Source organism: Brevibacillus fortis (assembly GCF_003013395.1).
GTDB lineage: Bacteria > Bacillota > Bacilli > Brevibacillales > Brevibacillaceae > Brevibacillus > Brevibacillus fortis.
Genome location: NZ_PXZM01000005.1, coordinates 14,333 through 35,123, shown reverse-complemented (window position 1 = coordinate 35,123; position 20,791 = coordinate 14,333). Strand labels below are relative to the sequence as shown.

Sequence of the window (20,791 nt, the reverse complement as noted above, 5' to 3'; positions counted from 1 at the left end):
CATGAGGAGCATAAAAAATGTGCTGGTAACCATTTTGGCTGCCATCACCATCGGAATTTTTATTCTTCAGCTAGTGTTTGGTTTTCTCCAGTTTGAGCAAATTATCTCGAATGAAGTAGAGGCAAAGCTACAAATGCAGGTAGCCAAAGAGGCGGCTTATCTGAATGGTATGCTGGACAAGACAGGAAAGCTCTCGGAAACACTTACGTATTCTGTCTCTCATGGCTCCAAGGAAACCATCAAGCAAATCGAAGGGACGCTGGTCGATGTCGTAGCGTCTGAGCCTTTGATTGTGGGCGGTGGATTTTGGATGGAGCCATACAGCTTCGACAGCTCACAAAAGCTGTACGGCAGGTATGCTATCCGCAATAACGACAAAGTAGAGCTCGACCCGGCTTACAGCGATGGCAGCTATGATTATCTCGCACAGGATTGGTACAAGGCGGGAATGGTTGACAAACCATATGTGTGGACAGAGCCATATGCCGACCCGATCTCCAAAGTTCCTATGGTTACAGCAATTGCGCCCATTAAAGTGGGAGGAAAGATCAGTGGTACGACGACATTGGATATCGGGCTTACGGAGCTTAACAAAAGCATCGAAAATCTGAAGGTTGGCGAAACAGGTTATGGTTTTATCGTTTCCAAGTCGGGTATTTACGTTTCCCATCGCGATGCACAAAAGAACTTGCAGGTGAAAATTACGGACGAGTCTGAAACGGGATTGCGGGACATTGCCAATCAAATAACAGAAGCAACCGCAACGGGTATGACGCAAACAACCATAGATGGACAAAATCAATACGTCACCTTCGCTCCGATCGGGGAAACAGGTATGATGCTAGCGACTGTCATGCCCGCAGCAGAGATTAACGGACCGATTACCCAATACTTTTACATCAGTCTGATTATTTTTGGTGTCTCCATCAGTATTTTCCTCGTGCTCTTGTACTGGTTTATCAATCGACAGGTAGCACGTCCATTGGTGCAGCTGAAAGCAGGCATCGTCAACTTGGTGGAAAAAAAGGATTTAACCCAGACAATCCCAATCCGGCGCAAGGATGAGATTGGTGACGTAGCGACGGCAGTGAATGCATTCATTGAAGATTTGCACGGAATGATGAAAAATATTAGCGGCTATACCGGTCAAGTAGGAACAGTCTCGGATACCTCCGCAAAGAAAGCGCATGAAGCACGACTTGCCTTCGGTCAGGTGGCCTCGTCGTTCCAAGAGGTAGCAATCGGAACGGAGAATCAACAGCACAGTGCTGAGGAAAGTGCTCGGGCGATGGAAGAGATGGCAATCGGTATTCAGAGAATTGCCGAAGCCTCCTCCACGATGGCCGAATCATCGAAACATATGGCAAATGAAGCGGTGGCGGGCAACCAGTCTGTAGAAAAGGTGTCAGGACAGATGGATTCGATCAACCGATCCGTTAGCCATTCTGCCGATGTCGTTCGTTCGCTGGATAGCCGTTCAGCAGAAATCTCACAGATTGTGGAAGTAATCGCAACCATCGCATCCCAGACGAACCTTTTGGCACTCAATGCAGCGATTGAAGCTGCGCGTGCAGGTGAACAGGGAAGAGGCTTCGCTGTGGTAGCGGATGAAGTGCGCAAGCTGGCAGAGCAGTCCAACGACTCGGCCAACCAAATCGCCAATCTGATCACCGAAATCCAACGGGAAACGACTTCAGCGGTACAAGCCATGGATGAGGGAACGCGCGAGGTTGAAACCGGAATTCAGATCGCCTACGAGACAGGGGAAGCATTCCGCCGGATCATGGATTCTACCCAAGATGTAGCGGATCAGATTCAGGAGATTTCCTCCGTTGCAGAGCAAATGTCAGCGGCAACGGAACAGGTGACGGCATCCATTTTGCAGTTGTCCTCGATTGCAAAGGATTCTGCCGCAAGTGCATCGAGTGTGGCTGCTTCTACGGAAGAGCAGCGCATCTCGATGAACCAGCTCTCTACATCCGCAGAGCAGCTAAACCAGATGGCCAAGGAATTACAGCAAATGATCAACCGTTTCACCCTCTAACCACTGTTTGCAAAAAAATGCAAAATGACGAACTGCTGCTGTCATACGACCGTAGCAGTTCGTTTATTGACAAGAAAATACAAGTCAGAATATAATGAATACGAAATAAAGCAAACTAAAGCAATATTTTGCAAACAAAAACCTGAGGTTGGTGGACCAGAATGCAAAACCATAAGTACGACGTTGTGGTGATTGGTGGTGGAGTAGTCGGTACAGCCATATTACGCGCCCTTTCGTTTTATCAACTGAAACTGCTTTTAATCGAGAAGCAGCCTGACGTTTGTGAAGGGACAAGCAAGGCGAACAGTGGGATTGTCCATACCGGGTTTGATGCAAAGCCAGGCACGGTTGAGGCGGAGTGCCTTCGCCGTTCCCGCAGCTTATGGCCGATGTTGGTTGAGGATCTGAGAATCCCCTACATTCCCTGTGGCGCCGTGATGGTGGCGACAAATGAAGAAGAAAAGCAGATTATCGAAACCACCTATGTTCCCAATGCACAGGCGAATGGCGTAGATGTTCACTGGATGTCAGCTGAGGAGATTCTCGAAATGAATCCCGCTGTGACAGCCAAGGTAACAGGAGGATTGGCAGTACCGGATGAAGCGATCTGCGATCCATTCTGGGCCACCAGAGCCTTCGGAGAGATAGCAGTGTTAAACGGTGCGGAGGTTGTGCTTGGGCAAGGAGTCTCCCACATCGAGACTGTACCGGATGGAGAGGACTTGCTCCTTACGCTGGAAAATGGTGAAACGGTCACGACCCGATATGCGGTGAATGCTGCCGGATTATGGTCCGATGAAATTGCCCGGATGGTGGGAGATGAGAGCTTCTCGATTTCACCGCGTAAAGGCCAGTTTATCCTGACCGAAGAGGCGATATCCATTTCCTCGATCATCCTGCCTGTTCCTACGAAAACCTCCAAGGGCGTGTTGATTTCGCCAGTCGTGTTCGGCGGTTTTCTGCTTGGGCCAACGGCGGAGGATCAAGAGGACAAATGGGATCGTTCCACCTCACAGGCAGGCATGGAATCGGTACTGGCAGGCTGTGAGAAACTGGTTCCCGACTCCAGGCAGTTTTCTACGATTCGTCAGTTTGCTGGCGTCAGGGCAGTTTGCAGCGAAGGAGATTTTGTGATCCGCCCATCTGCTGTACAGCCACGCATGATTCATGCCGCCGGGATTCGTTCCACCGGACTCTCGGCTTCCCCTGGCATAGCAGAGCTGGTAGCGGAAACTCTCCAGAAAGCCGGGCTTGAGCTGCTAGGAAACGAACAGGCACAACACGCCCTACCTGATCTCTTTTCAGAGGAGCAGGAAACAGGAGAGATCATCTGTCTGTGCCGCTCCATTACCCGGAGTGAGATCGTCAATTCCTTAAAGCGTCCACTCACCCCGCAGACCATTGATGGAGTGAAGCGGCGGACGGGCGCCACCTTAGGAGAATGCCAAGGAAACTGCTGTATTCCCAAAATCATCGATGTCATGGCCGAGACCTATCCTGAACAGACCGGGAAACAGCCTTTAAAAGGAGTAAGAAACTCTTATCTAGCTGTAGCACAAGGAGAGGAGCAGTTATGAAGTATGAATTGGTGATCATTGGAGCAGGAATCTCGGGATTGACGGCAGCCCTTTCAGCATGGGAAGGAGGAGTCAGCTCTGTTCTGATGATCGATTATCAGAAGAGAAGAGGTGGCTTCACCTTACCGTATTGGAGCTCTGACGAGTTTGCTCCAGAACGGGAACTGCTGGAAAAAGCCGCGTCGCTTCCCTACGAGATTCACGAACAATCAACTGTCGTCGGTTTTTTCCCAGGCGCAAACGGTCAGCTGCACCAGTTGTACGTCCAATCACCGATGGGTACCTATTCTGTAGAGGCAAAAAGAATACTGATCGCGTCAGGCTCACTGGAAAAACCGCGTGAGGCGCACAAAATCCCGGGGACACGTCCAGCAGGAGTCATGACTCCGATGATGGCGATGCAGCTGATAGAGCGAGGATATCAGCCAGGCCGCAAGATTGTGTTGATCGAGAATGGCAGAATCTCTCGAAGTACAGCGGTCCTTCTGGAAAAAGAGACGAGCAATATGGTCACATACTCTGAGTCAGATTGGGAGCTTACCTCTATCAAGGGGCTGTCCCGTGTAGAAGGAGTACAGCTGCGGAATCGGATGACGGATGAGATAAACGAAGTGGCGTGCGATACGCTCATTTTTGCAAAAGGGAGGGTACCCTGCACGTTTTTCTTGAAAGGAACGCCAATCGAACGAGATCATCACGATGCGATTATCGTAGATGCCACCGGGAAAACGAATCTGCCGGATGTTTATGCAGCAGGGAGCTGTACCTGTCTTGGCGACGACGATCACACCAAATCGATGGAATTGGCAAAAGAAACAGCTAAGCATCTCTTTTAAAGCGAGCATCAGAAGGGAGAGTTTACGATGAAGCTATCCGACTCGTTTACGATTCAGGCAAGCAAAGCGGATGTATGGTCCGTCTTTATGGATGTTGAAAAACTGTCAGGCTGCGTACCAGGCTGCAAGGAAGTGAAAATGAGCAGCCCCACCCGTTATGAGGCGAGCATGGAAGTGAAAATACAATTTATGACGATTCAATTCCGCGTCACGGGGGAATTAAAAGAAGCGGTAGAAGGAGAAGCGCTGCAAGTGGAGATGACCGGACAACCGGTAGCGTTGGCTGGATTGTTCCGCAATCAATTGCACCTTCAGCTAATAGAGGAACAGCCGGGAACCACACGCGTGCAATACGAGATGGATTTGCAAATGACAGGACGACTGGCATCGTTAGGAGATATACTAATGAAGGGGACTGTGAAGAAAAAGGCGGAAGAATTTGCGACGAACGTCCAGACCCTGTTCCAGTCTAGTCAGGAGATTTACAATTAAGAGAAGTTGGTGATCATCCATGCTACAAGAAGAAAGACAGCAGCTGATCCTGCAAATGCTACAAGAAAATCAATCCGTTCGTATTGCAGAGCTATGCAGCCGATTAACGGTGACGCGCGAAACAATCAGGCGTGATTTGTATGAAATGGAGCAGCAGGGACTACTCAAGAAGGTGCATGGTGGCGCTATTCTGAATAAAACCAACGTGGAGCCTCCTTATGCCAAGCGGAGTGAATTGAACTTGGCAGAGAAGGAGGCGATTGCGGTCGCCGCCGCCTCCTTGGTGGAGGATGGCGACGCGATCTATATTGATTTGGGCACGACGACACAATTGTTCGCCAAACACCTTTACCATAAAAAAGGAATTACGGTGATAACCAATGCGCTACTGGTGGCATTGGAACTATCTCAGCACCCGGATGCAAAGGTGATTATGAGTGGGGGTGAATTGCGCGCAGGGGATCTGGCCATGTCCGGTCCGATCGCTAGGAAAAGCCTCGAGGATTTGTTTGTGGACAAAGCATTTATTGGTGTGGGGGGATTGGCAGCAGAAACCGGTTTTACGGATTACCATGTGGGCGAGTCAGATATCAGGCAGCTGATGCTTACAAACGCCAAAGAAACATATGCACTGATTGATCATTCCAAAATAAATGTAACCGCTTTTATGAGGGTGGCAGAGCTATCCGACATCGACGTAGTGATTACAGATGAGGAACTACCCCAGTCTCTTGCTGGGCGACTCGCTCAGGAAGGATTGCAAGTCATCGTTGCTAAGACATCTATGTAAAGCAAATGGTGAGGGAGGCAATCAATGGTGAAACAATCGGTACAAGCAAATGATTCGCAAGATATGCAAACGTATCATTATAAGCAAGAATTGAGACGGACATTAAAACTGTTCAGTTCGTTTGCCGTCGCGTTTTCTTTCATTTCCATTACCACAGGCATTTTTAGTAATTATGGATTTGTGCTTAGTACGGCTGGGCCGGCTGGTATCTGGACCTGGCCGATTGTAACCATTGGGCATTTGATAGTGGCTATTATTTTTGCAGAGCTGGCCGGACGAATTCCATTGAGCGGTTATTCCTATCAATGGGTGACGCGTCTTGCCAACCCGGGGCTGGGTTGGTTTGCTGGCTGGATTGCCTTTTGCTTTCTCGTTATCGTGGTTCCCACCGTCGACTATGCGCTGGCGCCCATTATCGCCGAGATGTTTGGCTGGGATACAGGCTCCCAGACGCTGATCTGGATCGTGATTGGTACGCTGGTCGTACAAGCTTTATTAAACATTTATGGAGTGAAGCTTGCTACTCGCATTAACGATATCGCCGTATATACCGAAGTGATCGGTATGGTCGGGATCGTTGTGGTGCTGGGGGCAGTTGTGATGTACAACGGGGCGAATTGGAGCATGCTGACGGATATCGGTACCGCTACGACTCAATCAGACGGTTCGTACCTAGGAGCTTTTATCATGGCAGCGCTGATGGGTTCCTTTACATTGGTAGGTTTCGAGGCTGCTGCGAATCTCTCTGAAGAGACGATCAATGCGAAGAAAACGGTGCCTCGTGCCATGATTTTATCCGTATTGTTGAGTGGTGTGATCGGTTTCTTGCTGTTGATCGTCATTTCTGTTGCCATTACAGATCTGCCGACTGTGCTCGGTGCAGCGAATCCGATTCCGTACATTTTGCAAGCAAGTCTTGGCTCTGCCGTATCCAGCTTCTTTCTGGTGCTTTGCCTCATTTCCATCTTCGCGTGCGGCTTGATCATCATGGCTTCCGCTTCCCGGCTCATCTATGCGTTGTCACGCGACAATGTATTCTTCGCTTCCTCCATCTTCAAGAAGGTATCACCTCAGACTTCCGTACCAACAAACGCAGTATTACTTGTTTTAATGCTTGGCATTCTTTCTGTGTTATTCGCTGATTCCCTGACCCTTCTGGTAGGGGCCACCTCGGTTCTGCCTGCACTTCTCTACCTGACAACGATTGCTGCTTACGCATGGAAACGCAAGGAACTGCCCAAATCGAAGCACTTTGACCTGGGCAAATGGCGCACACCGCTTACTTTCCTTGCTATCGCATGGTTGATCTTTGAAATCGGCATCCTGACCGTTCCGAAAAAATTTCATAGCGTAGCGATCGTGGCAGCTACCTTGCTGGCTGTTGGGGTCATTTTGTATCATCTCTTGTTCCGCAAAGGAATTATGGAGGGTCGTATCGGGATTAAAGACAGAACATTCGGATTTGATGAAGAGAAAGAAGATCATTCAGCCTAGAATAATGAAAAAGGAGCCTGCTGTATGGAGAAGTATTTGCTGTCGATCGATCAGGGGACAACTGGGACCAAGGTGCTGCTGGTAAATCGCCATGGACGAGTTGCTGCCGAAAGCTACCAGAAGCACACGCAATATTATCCGCAGTCCGGATGGGTGGAGCATAACCCGGAGGAGATCTGGGAAAAGGTCTTGATGGGAGTCGCTGACGTGCTGCTCAAAGAACGTATCGAACCAGAGCAGGTGGAAGCGGTTGGTCTGGCCAATCAGGGAGAAACGGTCCTCTTTTGGGATTCGGTTAGCGGAGAGCCGCTTTATCCGGCAGTCGTCTGGTCGTGCCGCCGCTCCGATGAAATCGCAGAGCGCTGGAAGGCGGATGGCGCGTGGGCACAGAAGGTGGCTGAGAAAACCGGACTTTTGATTGACCCGTATTTTTCCGCTACGAAAATCAAATGGATGATGGAAGAAGTGCCTCTGGTACAAGAAAAGATTCGACAGCGGCAGGCTTATTGCAGCACGCTTGACTCTTGGGTGATCTGGCAGATGACAGGGGGCGCCTCGTATGTAACCGATGCTTCCACCGCTGCCCGAACGCTGTTGTTTGCTCATCGGCAGGGGAATTGGGATGAGGAGATATTGCGGTATTTGGAGATTGAGGAAGATTGGCTACCGCAGATTCGTCCAACAGTTGGCTCGTTTGGCAGTACAGACCCGGTTAAATTTTGCGGCATCCAAGCACCGATTCTGGTCAGCCAGGTGGATCAGCCAGCCGCCCTTTACGGTCATCTCTGCATCGAGCCGGGTATGTCCAAATGCACGTATGGCACGGGCTGCTTCGCTTACATGAACGTCGGAAATGAGCCGCCTGCGACCAAAAAGAGCGGACTCTTGACGACGCTTGTCTGGAAACGAGGGGCGCAACATACATATGCGCTAGATGGCGCGATTTATGCGGCGGGGTCTGCTATTGAATGGGGAAAGGAACAGCTTGGGCTGTACCAGGATATAGACGAGCTGCAACGATGGTCGGAGCAGTGGTATGAAGAACTGCACAAGGGGGAAGCCCCAAGCAATCTTTTATTTATTCCGGCATTGAACGGGATCGGCACGCCGTACTGGAACTCGGAGGCGAGAGGGGTGTTTCTCGGACTCTCTCAGCATACTGACCGACCGCTGATGGCAAAAGCGATGCTGGAAGGGATCGCTCATCGTGTAGCAGATGTGTTTGTCACGATGGAGCAGGCTGTCGGACAGAAGATTTCCGTCTTGCGTGTAGACGGCGGTTTGACGCAAAATCCGTATTTGATGCAGTTTCAGGCAGACCTGCTGGGTGTTCCGGTTGAAGTGCCTGAGATCAACGAGACAACAGCGATGGGCATTGCGTTTCTACTCGGGGAAGAGAGCGGCTGGTGGACGGCGAATGATTTGGAAGCGCGAATGAAGGTAGGGCGTCGCTATGAGCCACATCTGGATGAAGCTGGGAGAAAAAGACTGCGGGATCGCTGGAACAGGGCGATACACCTGCTATTGCAAATAAGCGAATGTTAATAGATAAAAGAAGACGTTTTAAGATGGAACTCCCTTTCCCTTGTTAATTCATGACATGAAGAATAATGTACAGGTCGTCATAAGTAACAGGGGATGGGAGAGCTTTGGAGGGAGGAATTAGTTATCTCTATTTCTTAATTATAATTGGTTGAAAAATCCACTCTTCATCTACATAACCGTTTTCAGTCAGCAAATCTTTCACTTTTCTGCTGATTAATACGTTCCGTTTTGCGCTTTTCTCATTCCCCGTGTATTCAAAAGATAAATTAAAATCCTCTACAAACTTTGAAATACCTTGATCATAATGGTAGGGAAAGATCAGATGACTGCCCGTATTGCAAGCTGGACAATTTAACTTTTTAACGTTAGGGTCGTTTTTGTATTCATCGGGTATGCATTGTGGAGTGAGTATGTTGGTAGGGACTACTTCATAGGCAGGCCGCCGTTTCCTTTTTGAACCATAGTGTTCAACCTGCTCTAACAAGTATCCAGTAAGCTTCGAAGATTTGAACAAACAGGCTATCTTTTCAGAAATGACCAGTCTGGAATCAACATAAACAAAATCTTGCTGGTCCACCGTTTTTGTATTAATGACCAGAGGGGTATCTTTCTCTACATATACCTTTTCACAAGTTTGACAAAATATTTTGGAGTTATATTGTCCTTCGTTTGTAAGATAGCGTCTTGGGATATTCCCGATGGAATACATATCAAAAAGAGGGGAGTCATTCATTTCATAGTCAGTGAATTGAAAATCAAACATAAACTCTAACTCTCCACCTTTTCCCTCTCTTACAAATTGAAGTTCTTTCATCAAATTTCCAACAAAATAAGGCTCATATTGTAGATGTAAATGATAATCTATAACTATGTAACCTCCCTTGATGATATATGGCCCCGGTGGAGTATAGTCGATGTCAAAACTTTTCAATACTGTATCAATGCGCTCCTTCATCTCAAAACTTTCCACAGTAAATCGAGTAGTCGCATAGATTTTCATACTTTCACCTCAAAATTAAGTTTAGTTATTCGTTTAAGCAACTGACACCCCTTAATTCAGAGTGTCAGTTGCTTGCCTATTCAGAATATCTAATTGGCTGTATGTTGGCGGGTTTTGGAGAACTCCCATAGAAACTCGTACACGGCTTCTTCGTCAGCATCATTCGTATTTCTATACAACTTACGATAAACCCTTTGATGAGCCTCTATAATCTCATCGCGTGTATAATCATCATAGTTTTTTATTCGAGGGATTTCTTTTCTCACTTCATCTGTAATCTTGTAATGAATCTCTTTTGGAATAGCGATACTCAACATGTCATATTTGTTAGTTCCCAGTCTATCTGCGAAACGTTTTTCAAAAATGTGATGACGTTCCCAGCCGCTTGGTATACTATCTTTACGCAGGTCTCTATACGTTTTAACTCCAATCTGCAGTGCTTCTTTCAAAGTTGCACTAGCTTTAATCATACGTTCGATTCCTGAAATTCCGTATTTGATGCAGTTTCAGGCAGACTTGCTGGGTGTTCCGGTTGAGGTGCCTGAGATCAACGAGACAACAGCGATGGGCATTGCGTTTCTGATCGGGGAAGAGAGCGGCTGGTGGACGGCGAATGATTTGGAAGCGCGAATGAAGGTAGGGCGTCGCTATGAACCGAAGCTTGATGAAGCGGTGAGGAAAAGACTGCGCAATCGTTGGAACAAGGCGGTTCACCTGCTATTGCAAATAAGCGAATGTTAATAGATAAAAGAAGACGTTTTAAGATGGAACTCCCTTTCCCTTGTTAATTCATGACATGAAGAATAATGTACAGGTCGTCATAAGTAACAGGGGATGGGAGAGCTTTGGAGGGGGGATTAGTTATCTCTATTTCTTAATAATAATTGGTTTAAAAATCCACTCTTCATCTACATAACCGTTTTCAGTAAGCAAATCTTTCACTTCTCTGCTGATTAATACGTTCCGTTTTGCGCTTTTCTCATTCCCCGTGTATTCAAAAGATAAATTAAAATCCTTTACAAACTTTGAAATACCTTGATCATAATGATAGGGAAAGATATGACTAACGCACTAAACTTCAGCCAAGTAGGGGTATTTTATGTCTGTATTACAGAAAAAGAAGAGTGGGTGTCCACTCTTCTTTTTACCGCTTACCAAGTCCAAAACTCTGTTCCTTGTGCAATGACTAATCTTTCCAACCAAGTTTCAAAATTCATCTTCATGGTTGATCCATTTTCTGGAATTACGTCATCATCATGATCAAAGCGAACTAAATAGTCAGCTTTTCCTTCTTTTACACGATTTGAATCAATAAAGATATAGTCACCATTACTGACAGAGATTGGATACCAATGTTTAGGCATATAATCAAGATGATTGTGTATAATTTTCTCTAGGCTTAATAGCTCATATCCACCTCCATATTTAATGTCCCGGAAGAGCCTAGCTCCATTGTGTATTTGTATGAATCTTTGGAAATCAACTGGTATGCTCCATCCTGTATCTTTAGTAAATTTTTCTATATCAGAATCAGATGCTGGAGTATTAAATGAAAAAGCTGCTTGATACACATCCCCTCCTGGATTTTGCACCAACAGTGTGTTGTCTTTATCAAGCCGACTTTTCAATCCGTCTAGTGTCTTCAAGCAAATATTTCTTTCCAAAAGTAGATCTCCTTTCCTGCTTTAATAGTCATCTCCATCTGGTACGTACTTACCATAAGATGCCCACCAAGGGGTGACTTCCTGTCTATGAAAATCCTCTGGTAATGGAATCAAGTTGTCGAAGTCATTGTACCCACCATAAGCCAATGGAATAATATGGTGGATATCTACATCGCTCCAATTAAAGTTTGGTACACCATATTTATTCTCATACCATTTAATATATTCCTTCCTAACTCCTGGATCTCTTTGTTCTCGCTGGGATTTAGGAAGCCAAGCGAGGTCTGCTTCATCAGGCACAACCATTTTTATTCTACTATGCGAGTCTCTATACTTAGGATATTCGATACCCTTTTTGTTAAGCAAAAATTCTTTTCCTACATCATGGTCTGCATCGGAATACCCATCGCTCCATGTCGCTACTGACGTGTTAACAACACGCCAAAAATTAGTATCTGAAATACTGACTGGATCACTTAATTTTGTTTCTTTTTCTCTTAATTCTGTGCCAGTAAACGTATAGTTTAAAATATCTTCATCTCTATATGCTTTGTTGCGATTAGTTGAATACTGCAATGTGAGTTTCCCAGTAATTATTGTCGGCCTGGCACGACGAATTTCATCGATTGTAACATACGAAAGGATTTCTCTGTTTCTTTCATCAATTACCAGCCCCCCTTTAAGTCTGACACCTGAACCTCTTTGTGATGAGCGAAGGGTTACTTCCTCGTCTGTGTTTTCTTCAAACGGTAACTCCTGAATCTCTTGTTCAGGTAACTCAAAATTCTTTTCAAGGGTTTCTCCTGTTTCTTCCTCAAATTCTTCAATTGCCGCCAGATGTATGGAAGTAATTTCTTCTGTGTTCAGAATTTCTCCTGTATCAGAATCGTAAGTAAGATCAATTATTGTCGAAGTAAGTTCTTTTAATTCACCTCGTTCTATTCTGTCTTGAATGCTGTTCTTAGAATCTTCCGCATACGAACCAGATGCACTTATTAAGAGCACAGCGAAAGCGAGTAAAGATAGTAAATATTTCTTCACTTACGAATACCTCCCAATAATTGTAATAACCTCTCTGCATTCGCCGAGGCAGATGGGACAAGGATTTCCTTGAACCATCAAAAGTTCTCTCCTCCTACTTTCATAGGGGGATTTTTATTGAAACCATATTTGGGACTGGAGAAATATTTTTTAAAATATGGTTATTCATGTGTCGTAAACTGTTAGAGAACCTAACTAGTATTCTTGGAAATTCTCTTTTCTTCTTGCTTACCTGAATGTTACACTTGTCTTGAGAAGCGTGTCCTTCGCTTTCTTAGGACGTTCCTGTTGCCGGGAAGCAGAGTGGAGCGTCCTTGTTTTATTTTCTTCCTCTCCCTTCTGGTAGTGTAGTTTTCTTCGTTGACTTTCTAAGATGTACTCATCCAACTTCTGACTTACCTTCACGACAGCATAATCTGTTAAATTTCCTTGTTGTAAGAAGACCTCATTAAGCTGATGCTGAAGGTTTTTGATCATTTTTGAAAGTGCTTCGTTACTAACTTCTTGCCATTCTACTTTCACTCTCTGTTCCCCATTGCCTCACCTCCTTTCTTTTCACTATATCAGCCATATCAAAAAAACCAGAAAAAAATCTGGTGTGATACATTTTACATTTTTCGACAAATAAAGTCGAAATAAGTCAACGTTTTTTGTTGATTCAGAATTTTTAGTTTGTTACACTTCCTCTGAAAATCAATTGTAAGAAAAAGGAAGTTTGCAGTGTTAGGGGGGACAAAGTGTATATGAAAACGATTGGAGATATGTTGTTTGAATATCGAAAAAATAAAGGTTTGTCTTTTACGGAACTGGAGGAAGAAACGGGCATAAGTAGAGGGGTATTACAAAAAATAGAAAGCGGGGAAACCAAACGTCCAGAATATAAAACAGTAAAGGCGTTAGCCGCTATTTTGACTCATCCTTACGAGGGAATAATTGAGTTATATATTGAAGACGAGCATAGGATCGATACTTTATATGAGATTCTGCAAGAAGTCATATCTCGTAATCATACTTCATTAGTGGAAAAAGTATCTTTAAAAATACTTCAATCCCCTAATGAAAGGATCGAGGTAGCCTTAGAGCGTTTATATAATTTTGCTGAGTCCACCACTGAAAATATAGCAAATAAAGAAGTCGGTTTATCTCTCTATGAAATGATTGTAAGGTATGCAAGGCAATGTGGAGAGCCAAAATACATTGCAAAAGCCTTATTTAAAAAATATATGATTGAACGATATGACCTCAAAAGACTGAGAGAAACATTTTCCAATGGCGAAGAGATTTTACATTACGTTGACTTCCTATCGCAGGATGAAAAGATAACTTTTTATTATAGGATGGCACTTCATGCGCATAACATTGAGAATAATATGCAATGTATTAAACTAGGAAAAATGGGTCACGCGGAAGATAAAACTAGTAATACTTTAAAAGAACAAGTTGCTTTAGCTATATGTAACTCGTATCTTTTTTTAGGTAATTATAATGGCTTGGAAGAACACCTAAATATCTATGCAGAGTTGAAGTACACGCAAATTATTAAACGTTTGAAGTTTTACCGCGCTATCATTTTATCTCGAACAGGAAGATATAATACCGCTATTCCTATGCTGTATGAGTGTTTAGAAGAGGTAACTGATAGTAATCGTTTGCATCGAGTAAATATGCTTTTAGAAGCTCTATTAAAGGCAAATGATCTTTCTTCAGTAAGTAGTATCCTTGAGAATGAAGAGGATAAGATATTAATTCACTATACTGATCCGTATCAGCATTCTGAATTGGGTAGATACTACAAATACAAAGGCAAATTTTTAACTAGGAAAGGTAATTTTGATGAGGGAATAGAGGCGTATCTAAAGAGCATATTACATTACGCTAAAGTAAATGATTATAAAAGTATATTGCGATATTACTATGAAATACATTCTTATCACTATATCCACGAAAGAATGATGAAATTGGAACTTCTAGGAAGATTAAAAGAGGTATATAATGAATTACAAAAGGAAAACGAGTGGAGTTAGTATAGTGATGAATGGTGAAAAAGTTATTTAGGATTGTCGTAACATTTTCTGTTATAGCATCCATTTCTGTCTTGATAGTAACGAGTCCTCATGTAAGGAATGAAACCGATTATGTCAGTAACTTTCCTTCGATAAAAAATATTAAGTTATATTCTGATAATCCGGGACATTAATAATATACAAGCGAATCCACCTTCTTGGGAGTTATCATGGTTGGTCACTTGAAAACTTCTGCTTTTTAATGCTTTTGGTTGTGTTAATTCGCAATTGCACAATGAGAATCGTTTCGCACATAGGAAAAAGAAGAGGGGGGTCATCTCCTCTTCTTTTTCATTCTTTCAGTCCAAGCGAGCCCCCCAGCCAAAGCTGTCAAACCACTGCTTTCGTCTAAAGTTCGAGAGAGCTTGTCTCACATAAGGAATGACGTTCGGGGGTAATTTATCCATGTCCACCCATACGAGCTCATCGCATTTATTTGGCTCGGCATTGATGATTTCTCCGCGCCATTCAATAGCAGCCACAAAAAAATCGATGCGTTCATCATTGGAGCGACGATGCATGACGCCTACGATCTCTAAGCTCGCTGGATCGATTTCAATCCCGCATTCTTCTTTTGCCTCGCGGATCGCGGCTGTCTTCACTTCTTCATTCCCATCCAGATGTCCAGCGGGAACACTGTAATTGCCGTCTTCGTAGCCAGTGTTGTAGCGACGTAATAACAAGACTTGCGTGCCTCTCACCAGGAAAAGGTGAACGGCTACCTGCATCGCGAAACGCTCTTTCTGCATGCCAATTCTCCTCTATTAATGATATTCTTCCGGACGATGATTCTCGGCAGCCTGTCTACGGCGTTCCAGTCTGTTTTTTTTCAAAATAGGTGAGCTGGTCAAGCCCATAAGCAGCATAATAATTCCAGTAGCACCTAAGACGATTCCGATAGTAAGATACAGCCAATTCATTGAAAAAGACCTCCTTCATTCATGCAAAGCGAACATGATTATAAGTGGGAACTATGCTATAATGGCACAGTGTGTTTTTACCCGATACTCGGTAGTAATTTCTAGAAAACGCAGGGAGGATTTTGCGAGATGACTCAGCATACGTCTGTTGATCAGCTATCCATTAATACCATCCGCACGTTGGCGATTGACGCCATCGAGAAGGCGAATTCCGGTCACCCGGGAATGCCGATGGGTGCAGCCCCTATGGCTCATGTTCTTTGGAGCAAATTCATGAAAGTAAATCCGAGCAATCCAAAATGGATTGACCGTGACCGTTTTGTCCTCTCAGCAGGACATGGCTCTATGCTATTATACTCGATGTTGCATCTGATGAAATACGATGTTTCACTGGAAGACCTACATAACTTCCGTCAATGGGGTAGCAAAACGCCTGGTCACCCTGAGTTTGGACACACGGCGGGTGTTGACGCGACAACTGGTCCTCTGGGACAAGGAATCGCGATGGCAGTCGGTATGGCGATGGCTGAAAAGCACATGGCAGCTGTATACAACCGCGACAACTTTGACATCGTTGACCATTACACATACGTAATCTGCGGCGACGGTGACCTGATGGAGGGTGTATCCAGCGAGGCTTCTTCTCTGGCTGCTCACCTGAAACTGGGCAAAATGATCGTGCTCTATGATTCGAACGATATCTCTCTGGATGGCGAGCTTTCCCGTTCCTTCTCTGAAAATGTAGCGGGTCGCTACGAAGCGTATGGTTGGCAATACATTCGCGTAGAAGACGGCAATGATCTGGCTGCCATTGAAGCGGCAATCGCAGAAGCGAAAAAAGATTTGGATCGTCCTACCTTGATCGAAGTAAAAACCGTCATTGGATACGGAAGCCCGAACAAAGGCGGCTCCAGCTCTTCTCACGGTGCTCCACTCGGTAAAGATGAAGTGAAGCTGACAAAAGCAAACTACGAGTGGAACCATGAAAATGAATTCCATGTACCACAAGAGGTTACCGACTTGTATGCAGGCCTTGCTGATGCTGGCGAAAAAGCAGAAGCTGCTTGGCGCGACCTGTTTGCTGCATACGCGAGTGCGCATCCGGAACTGGCTCTGCAATTTACGACTGCACAGGAAGGGCATCTGCCTGCTGGTTGGGACAACCATATGCCAACGTATGAAGCTGGCGCGAAGCTGGCGACTCGTGTTGCTTCTGGTAATGCGATCAATGCATTGGCAAACAGCGTTCCGTTCTTCTTGGGCGGCTCTGCTGACTTGGCACATTCCAATAACACGGTGATTAAAGAAGCGGGCAACTTCCTGCCAGGTTCTTACGATGGCCGCAACATTTGGTTTGGTGTTCGCGAATTTGCGATGGGTGCAGCACTCAATGGTATGGCTCTTCACGGTGGCGTAAAAGTATACGGCGGTACATTCTTCGTATTCTCTGACTACGTGCGTCCAGCGATTCGCCTCTCCGCACTGATGAAGCAGCCTGTTGTCTACGTATTTACACATGACTCGATCGCAGTTGGTGAAGACGGGCCGACACATGAGCCGATTGAGCAGCTCGCTTCCTTGCGTGCGATGCCTGGCTTGACCATTCTTCGTCCGTCTGATGCAGTGGAGACGAACGAGGCTTGGAAATATGCTGTATCCCGCACAGATGAGCCAATCGTGCTGGTACTTACTCGTCAAAACCTGCCAGTCCTGCCTGAGACGATCGAGAAAGCGGCAGAAGGTGTGAGCAAAGGTGCGTATGTCCTTGCAGACGCTCCAAGCGGCAATCCGCAGCTCATCCTGTTGGCAACTGGTTCTGAGGTATCCCTCGTGATGCAGGCGCGTGAGCAATTGCTCGCGAAAGGTATTGAAGCACGCGTTGTTTCCATGCCGAGCTGGAACCTGTTCGAGCGTCAGCCGAAAGAGTATCGCGACGCTGTGATTCCACCGTCTGTAAAAGCACGCGTGGCGGTAGAAATGGGCTCTCCAATGGGCTGGGAGCGTTACGCTGGAGACAGCGGTACGGTCATCGCAATCAATCAGTTTGGCGCATCTGCACCAGGTGATCGCATCATGAAGGAATACGGCTTCACGGTAGAAAACGTCGTGGCTGAAGCAGAAAAACTGCTGAAATAAATGGTTTACCTTTAGGAAAAAGCCTATCTTCTGTTTAAGGAGATAGGCTTTTCCAGTGACAAACAAAGTTCAATATGGAATGATAGACTACGACCCAAAACAGAAACTTTTTTGAAATGGGACCGTCTATATAAGATGTGGGGGAGAGAGAGAAGACCAGGAGGTAAATAATGGCAGCAAAGGCCAAGAAGAAAGTCAGGAAGAAAAAGAACAACTTGCTGATGATTGCCGTATCGTTTGCAATATTCCTTTTCCTTAGTGTAATCGGGGGCTACTTCGCCCTGTTGTATGCGGGAGACCGGATGATTGAGCAAAACATACAAAAGCTACAGGACTTAAAAGCAGAACCAACTGTCATATACGACAAAAACCGTAAAGAGATGACGAGTCTGATTCGTCAGAAGAACCGTATATACAAACCCATTAATGAAATGCCAAAGGTTTTGATCGATGCTTTCCTCGCCGTAGAGGATAAGCGCTTTTATGAACACAAAGGCGTCGATATGATTCGGATCGGTGGCGCCATCGTCAATGACATTAAAAAAGGATCGTTAGCTGAAGGGGGAAGTACCATTACCCAACAGCTGGCAAGAAACGTCTTTCTCACCCTAGACCAAACGTTCTGGCGTAAAACAAAAGAAATGAGTATTGCGATTGGCTTGGAGCGCAAGTATTCCAAGGATCAAATTTTAGAGATGTACTTGAACCGCGTTTATTTGGGCGAAGGGGAATTTGGGATAGAGGATGCTTCCCAGTATTACTTCGGCAAGTCGGTAAGCGATGAGAAGTTTACTGTTGCGGAAGCAGCGATGCTGGCGGCCATTCCAAAAGCACCAACCACTTATTCACCTTTTAACAATCCAGAAAAAGCAAAATTGCGTCGAGACACCGTCATTCGTCTGATGCATGAGCAAGGAATCATTACCGATGAGCAAAAAGATGCAGCTCAAGCAGAGGCGTTGCCGACCGAACCGCACGAAGTGGCAGGTGCCAGCTTGAAAAAAGGCTATCGCGCGTTTTTTGACAATATGGTAGAAGAATCCGAAGCCACCTTTGGCGTGACAGAAGAAGAGCTGTACCGCGGAGGCTGGAACATTTATACGACCTTCGATCCGAAAGTACAGGATGCCATGGTAGAGGAATATGCCAATGTCAAAAACTTCCCGAAAGACGGTGCCAAGCGCGGTGTAGAATCATCCATGATTGTCATCGACGCGAAAACAGGCGGAATTGCCGGGATGGTGGGCGGACGCAACTATGCACCAAAAGGCTTTAACTATGCGACAGACATGAAGCGTCAACCGGGCTCCAGCTTTAAGCCGATTGCCGTGTTCGCTCCAGCAGTAAATAAAGATATCAACAAATGGAACTCGAATTCGCAGCTGAGCAACAAAAGGCAGAGCTTCAATGGTTATGAGCCGCGCAACTTAAATAACCGATACACGGAAACGATGAGCATGAACCGGGCGATGATCGACTCCGCGAATATCCCGCCGGTTTGGTTATTAAATGAAATTGGTGTATCAGAAAGCTTGGAATACCTCAAGAAAGTCGGCATTGAGCTGACTCCGAACGACCGAAACCTGGCGATTGCCCTCGGGGGCTTGAGTGTAGGTACGTCCCCGTTGGAAATGGCTCAAGCGTACACGCCTTTTGTCAATGGAGGGGTAGTGTCTGAGCCGCACTCGATCACGAAGGTGGAGAACAAGGACGAGGGTGTTGTCCGTGAATATAAGCCTAAGCAAACTGAGGCACTGAAACCGGAAGCAGCTTGGGAGATTCACACCATGCTGGAGAAAGCAGTTCAGGAAGGGACAGGGAAGGCAGCGCGTATCTCTGGCCGCCATGTTGCAGGTAAAACCGGTACGACTCAATCGATAGCAGGCGACAGCAAAGCAAACAAGGATGCTTGGTTCGTCGGATATACACCAGAATATGTCGGTGCCGTTTGGATGGGCTTCGATCCAGAAGACAAACAGCATTTGATGCACCAAGGAAGTAGCATGACAGCGCAAATGTTCTCCAAAGTGTTGGCAACATCCTTAAAAGGAGTGCCGTCAACGGACTTCGTTCGACCAGCAGGAACGGTAGAACATAAAGAGGTGGAAGTAGAACCAGAGCTCCAATTAGCTGCAGACATGTCAATGGATCCAAGTACGAATAAATTGATGGTCGTGCTTAGCTGGATTGGTGGAGCTGACGGTGATACGTACGATCTGTACCGCATTAGCGAAAACGGTGAAAGACAACTCATCTCTGCGGGTATGAAGGAAACCTCGTTCGTCGATGTGCTGGATAGTCCAAGACAATATCGTTATCAAGTCGTTCCGCGAAATGCCCAAGGTGAGGAAGGGACACCATCAAAAGAAGTCCCAATCGACTCCAAGAAGCTGGAGAATCTGATTAATCAAGATCCTGGTCATAACGAGGAAGGTAACAATCAGGGACAAAATCCGGGTGGTACGGAAAATGGAAATGGTGAAATTCCACCTGACCAAGGTACCGGAGGAACTGGTGAGCATACAAATAATGGAGATGGTGGGCAATCACAAAATCCGGGAACAGGTGAGGTTCCACCGGACATCGTGAATCCGGATCCTAGTCAAACAGATGGTTCCTCAAACGAAATTAGGCTGCCGCCACCTCCACAAGAGGAAGGGCAGAATCAGTTCCCAGATGCATCGAATGGCTAAAGATTAGCCCTGAAAGAACCATTCAAAACCGATTCGACTATTTGCACAACTTCTTTCGCGTGGTACAATACCAATAAATCGGGAGACAGGGGGGACAGACCATGTCTGGCTACGCACAAAGGGATCTACCCACATTTTTCAAAGAACAGTTACACCAAACCAAGGTGAATTTTGAGCGAGCTCTTGACTGTAAACACACCGATTTCGATGATCTTTACCCATACATGAACGAGCAGCCACAGTTCTTCTGGTACAAACGATATGTGGCTTGGTCAGAATTGTTGACCGTCGTACGTCTAGCTGAACAATTGGGTATTGAGTGGACAGAGGATTTCAGTGAGCAGCAGGTAGAATTCATTCAAGGCAAGGTTCTGCAAGGAAAAGTGCTCGATTATTGGAACCCAGAAGAAGAACAAGAAGAAGCGATGAGGGAATTGGAAGAAGAAAAATAAATGTGATCGTAAAAAGATGGCGCGTTCCCACTAACGGGAACGCG

Annotated in this window: 19 protein-coding genes; 12 read left to right on the top strand and 7 right to left on the bottom strand. The window is 45.8% G+C overall.

Going from position 1 to position 20,791, the window contains the following annotated elements:
• The first annotated feature begins 1 nt into the window (after position 1).
• The 7 genes from C7R93_RS05310 (at position 2) to C7R93_RS05280 (ending at position 8,778) form a co-directional block, all read left to right on the top strand.
• The gene (locus C7R93_RS05310; RefSeq protein ID WP_106837838.1) at positions 2–2,044 is read left to right on the top strand and encodes a methyl-accepting chemotaxis protein; all 2,043 of its coding nucleotides are present in this window, start codon (positions 2–4) and stop codon (positions 2,042–2,044) included.
• Positions 2,045–2,205: 161 nt separating this feature from the next.
• Entirely contained in the window at positions 2,206–3,621 is a 1,416-nt protein-coding gene (locus C7R93_RS05305) for an NAD(P)/FAD-dependent oxidoreductase (protein ID WP_106837837.1), read from the top strand.
• Entirely contained in the window at positions 3,618–4,457 is an 840-nt protein-coding gene (locus tag C7R93_RS05300; RefSeq protein WP_106837836.1) for an NAD(P)/FAD-dependent oxidoreductase, read from the top strand. Before C7R93_RS05305 ends, C7R93_RS05300 begins: the two co-directional genes overlap by 4 nt.
• A gap of 27 nt (positions 4,458–4,484) precedes the next feature.
• The gene (locus tag C7R93_RS05295) at positions 4,485–4,949 is read left to right on the top strand and encodes an SRPBCC family protein (protein WP_106837835.1); all 465 of its coding nucleotides are present in this window, start codon (positions 4,485–4,487) and stop codon (positions 4,947–4,949) included.
• A 19-nt stretch (positions 4,950–4,968) separates the two neighbouring features.
• Positions 4,969–5,739, top strand: a complete 771-nt coding sequence (locus C7R93_RS05290) for a DeoR/GlpR family DNA-binding transcription regulator (RefSeq protein ID WP_106837834.1) — start codon at positions 4,969–4,971, stop codon at positions 5,737–5,739.
• Between the two features lie 24 nt (positions 5,740–5,763).
• Positions 5,764–7,233 carry an APC family permease gene (locus C7R93_RS05285; protein ID WP_106837833.1) on the top strand — a complete coding sequence of 490 codons (1,470 nt, stop codon included), beginning with the start codon at positions 5,764–5,766 and terminating at the stop codon, positions 7,231–7,233.
• A 24-nt stretch (positions 7,234–7,257) separates the two neighbouring features.
• On the top strand, positions 7,258–8,778 hold the full coding sequence (locus C7R93_RS05280) for an FGGY family carbohydrate kinase (RefSeq protein WP_106837832.1): 1,521 nt from the start codon (positions 7,258–7,260) through the stop codon (positions 8,776–8,778).
• Between the two features lie 127 nt (positions 8,779–8,905).
• On the opposite strand, the gene C7R93_RS05275 is transcribed toward C7R93_RS05280, so the two are convergent.
• Positions 8,906–9,778 (bottom strand): hypothetical protein, encoded by an 873-nt coding sequence (locus C7R93_RS05275; protein ID WP_106837831.1) that lies wholly within the window; start codon positions 9,776–9,778, stop codon positions 8,906–8,908.
• Positions 9,779–9,867: 89 nt separating this feature from the next.
• Positions 9,868–10,248, bottom strand: coding sequence for a hypothetical protein (locus C7R93_RS05270; RefSeq protein WP_106837830.1), 381 nt, complete (start codon positions 10,246–10,248; stop codon positions 9,868–9,870).
• Positions 10,249–10,273: 25 nt separating this feature from the next.
• On the opposite strand from C7R93_RS05270, the gene C7R93_RS05265 reads away from it, so the two are divergent.
• Positions 10,274–10,519 (top strand): FGGY-family carbohydrate kinase, encoded by a 246-nt coding sequence (locus tag C7R93_RS05265; RefSeq protein WP_244191452.1) that lies wholly within the window; start codon positions 10,274–10,276, stop codon positions 10,517–10,519.
• A 410-nt stretch (positions 10,520–10,929) separates the two neighbouring features.
• Here C7R93_RS05265 and C7R93_RS05260 read toward each other — a convergent pair whose 3' ends face one another.
• The 3 genes from C7R93_RS05260 to C7R93_RS05250 form a co-directional block, all read right to left on the bottom strand.
• Positions 10,930–11,442, bottom strand: coding sequence for an SMI1/KNR4 family protein (locus C7R93_RS05260; RefSeq protein ID WP_106837829.1), 513 nt, complete (start codon positions 11,440–11,442; stop codon positions 10,930–10,932).
• Positions 11,443–11,463: 21 nt separating this feature from the next.
• Positions 11,464–12,483: an HNH endonuclease gene (locus C7R93_RS05255; RefSeq protein ID WP_106837828.1), complete on the bottom strand. Its 1,020-nt coding sequence runs from the start codon at positions 12,481–12,483 to the stop codon at positions 11,464–11,466.
• 228 nt (positions 12,484–12,711) lie between these two features.
• Positions 12,712–13,005: an aspartyl-phosphate phosphatase Spo0E family protein gene (locus C7R93_RS05250; RefSeq protein WP_244191451.1), complete on the bottom strand. Its 294-nt coding sequence runs from the start codon at positions 13,003–13,005 to the stop codon at positions 12,712–12,714.
• Between the two features lie 221 nt (positions 13,006–13,226).
• Between C7R93_RS05250 and C7R93_RS05245 the strand changes: the two genes are divergently transcribed.
• Positions 13,227–14,507, top strand: a complete 1,281-nt coding sequence (locus C7R93_RS05245; protein WP_106837827.1) for a helix-turn-helix domain-containing protein — start codon at positions 13,227–13,229, stop codon at positions 14,505–14,507.
• Positions 14,508–14,845: 338 nt separating this feature from the next.
• On the opposite strand, the gene C7R93_RS05240 is transcribed toward C7R93_RS05245, so the two are convergent.
• Entirely contained in the window at positions 14,846–15,295 is a 450-nt protein-coding gene (locus C7R93_RS05240; protein WP_106837826.1) for an NUDIX hydrolase, read from the bottom strand.
• Between the two features lie 15 nt (positions 15,296–15,310).
• Positions 15,311–15,466: a hypothetical protein gene (locus C7R93_RS30180; protein ID WP_167402434.1), complete on the bottom strand. Its 156-nt coding sequence runs from the start codon at positions 15,464–15,466 to the stop codon at positions 15,311–15,313.
• Positions 15,467–15,595: 129 nt separating this feature from the next.
• Between C7R93_RS30180 and tkt the strand changes: the two genes are divergently transcribed.
• From tkt to C7R93_RS05225, 3 genes are all read left to right on the top strand, one after another.
• Positions 15,596–17,602 carry a transketolase gene (tkt, locus tag C7R93_RS05235; RefSeq protein ID WP_106837825.1) on the top strand — a complete coding sequence of 669 codons (2,007 nt, stop codon included), beginning with the start codon at positions 15,596–15,598 and terminating at the stop codon, positions 17,600–17,602.
• Positions 17,603–17,772: 170 nt separating this feature from the next.
• Positions 17,773–20,295 (top strand): PBP1A family penicillin-binding protein, encoded by a 2,523-nt coding sequence (locus tag C7R93_RS05230; RefSeq protein ID WP_106837824.1) that lies wholly within the window; start codon positions 17,773–17,775, stop codon positions 20,293–20,295.
• A 101-nt stretch (positions 20,296–20,396) separates the two neighbouring features.
• Positions 20,397–20,747: a hypothetical protein gene (locus C7R93_RS05225; RefSeq protein WP_106837823.1), complete on the top strand. Its 351-nt coding sequence runs from the start codon at positions 20,397–20,399 to the stop codon at positions 20,745–20,747.
• Positions 20,748–20,791: the final 44 nt, after the last annotated feature.

Coding starts and splice junctions, on each gene's coding strand:
- C7R93_RS05225 (WP_106837823.1), top strand. CDS start 20,397: ATGTCTGGCTACGCACAAAGGGATCTACCCACATTTTTCAAAGAACAG.
- C7R93_RS30180 (WP_167402434.1), bottom strand. CDS start 15,466: ATGAATTGGCTGTATCTTACTATCGGAATCGTCTTAGGTGCTACTGGA.
- C7R93_RS05245 (WP_106837827.1), top strand. CDS start 13,227: ATGAAAACGATTGGAGATATGTTGTTTGAATATCGAAAAAATAAAGGT.
- C7R93_RS05230 (WP_106837824.1), top strand. CDS start 17,773: ATGGCAGCAAAGGCCAAGAAGAAAGTCAGGAAGAAAAAGAACAACTTG.
- C7R93_RS05285 (WP_106837833.1), top strand. CDS start 5,764: ATGGTGAAACAATCGGTACAAGCAAATGATTCGCAAGATATGCAAACG.
- C7R93_RS05295 (WP_106837835.1), top strand. CDS start 4,485: ATGAAGCTATCCGACTCGTTTACGATTCAGGCAAGCAAAGCGGATGTA.
- C7R93_RS05275 (WP_106837831.1), bottom strand. CDS start 9,778: ATGAAAATCTATGCGACTACTCGATTTACTGTGGAAAGTTTTGAGATG.
- C7R93_RS05310 (WP_106837838.1), top strand. CDS start 2: ATGAGGAGCATAAAAAATGTGCTGGTAACCATTTTGGCTGCCATCACC.
- C7R93_RS05300 (WP_106837836.1), top strand. CDS start 3,618: ATGAAGTATGAATTGGTGATCATTGGAGCAGGAATCTCGGGATTGACG.
- tkt (WP_106837825.1), top strand. CDS start 15,596: ATGACTCAGCATACGTCTGTTGATCAGCTATCCATTAATACCATCCGC.
- C7R93_RS05305 (WP_106837837.1), top strand. CDS start 2,206: ATGCAAAACCATAAGTACGACGTTGTGGTGATTGGTGGTGGAGTAGTC.
- C7R93_RS05290 (WP_106837834.1), top strand. CDS start 4,969: ATGCTACAAGAAGAAAGACAGCAGCTGATCCTGCAAATGCTACAAGAA.
- C7R93_RS05240 (WP_106837826.1), bottom strand. CDS start 15,295: ATGCAGAAAGAGCGTTTCGCGATGCAGGTAGCCGTTCACCTTTTCCTG.
- C7R93_RS05280 (WP_106837832.1), top strand. CDS start 7,258: ATGGAGAAGTATTTGCTGTCGATCGATCAGGGGACAACTGGGACCAAG.
- C7R93_RS05270 (WP_106837830.1), bottom strand. CDS start 10,248: ATGATTAAAGCTAGTGCAACTTTGAAAGAAGCACTGCAGATTGGAGTT.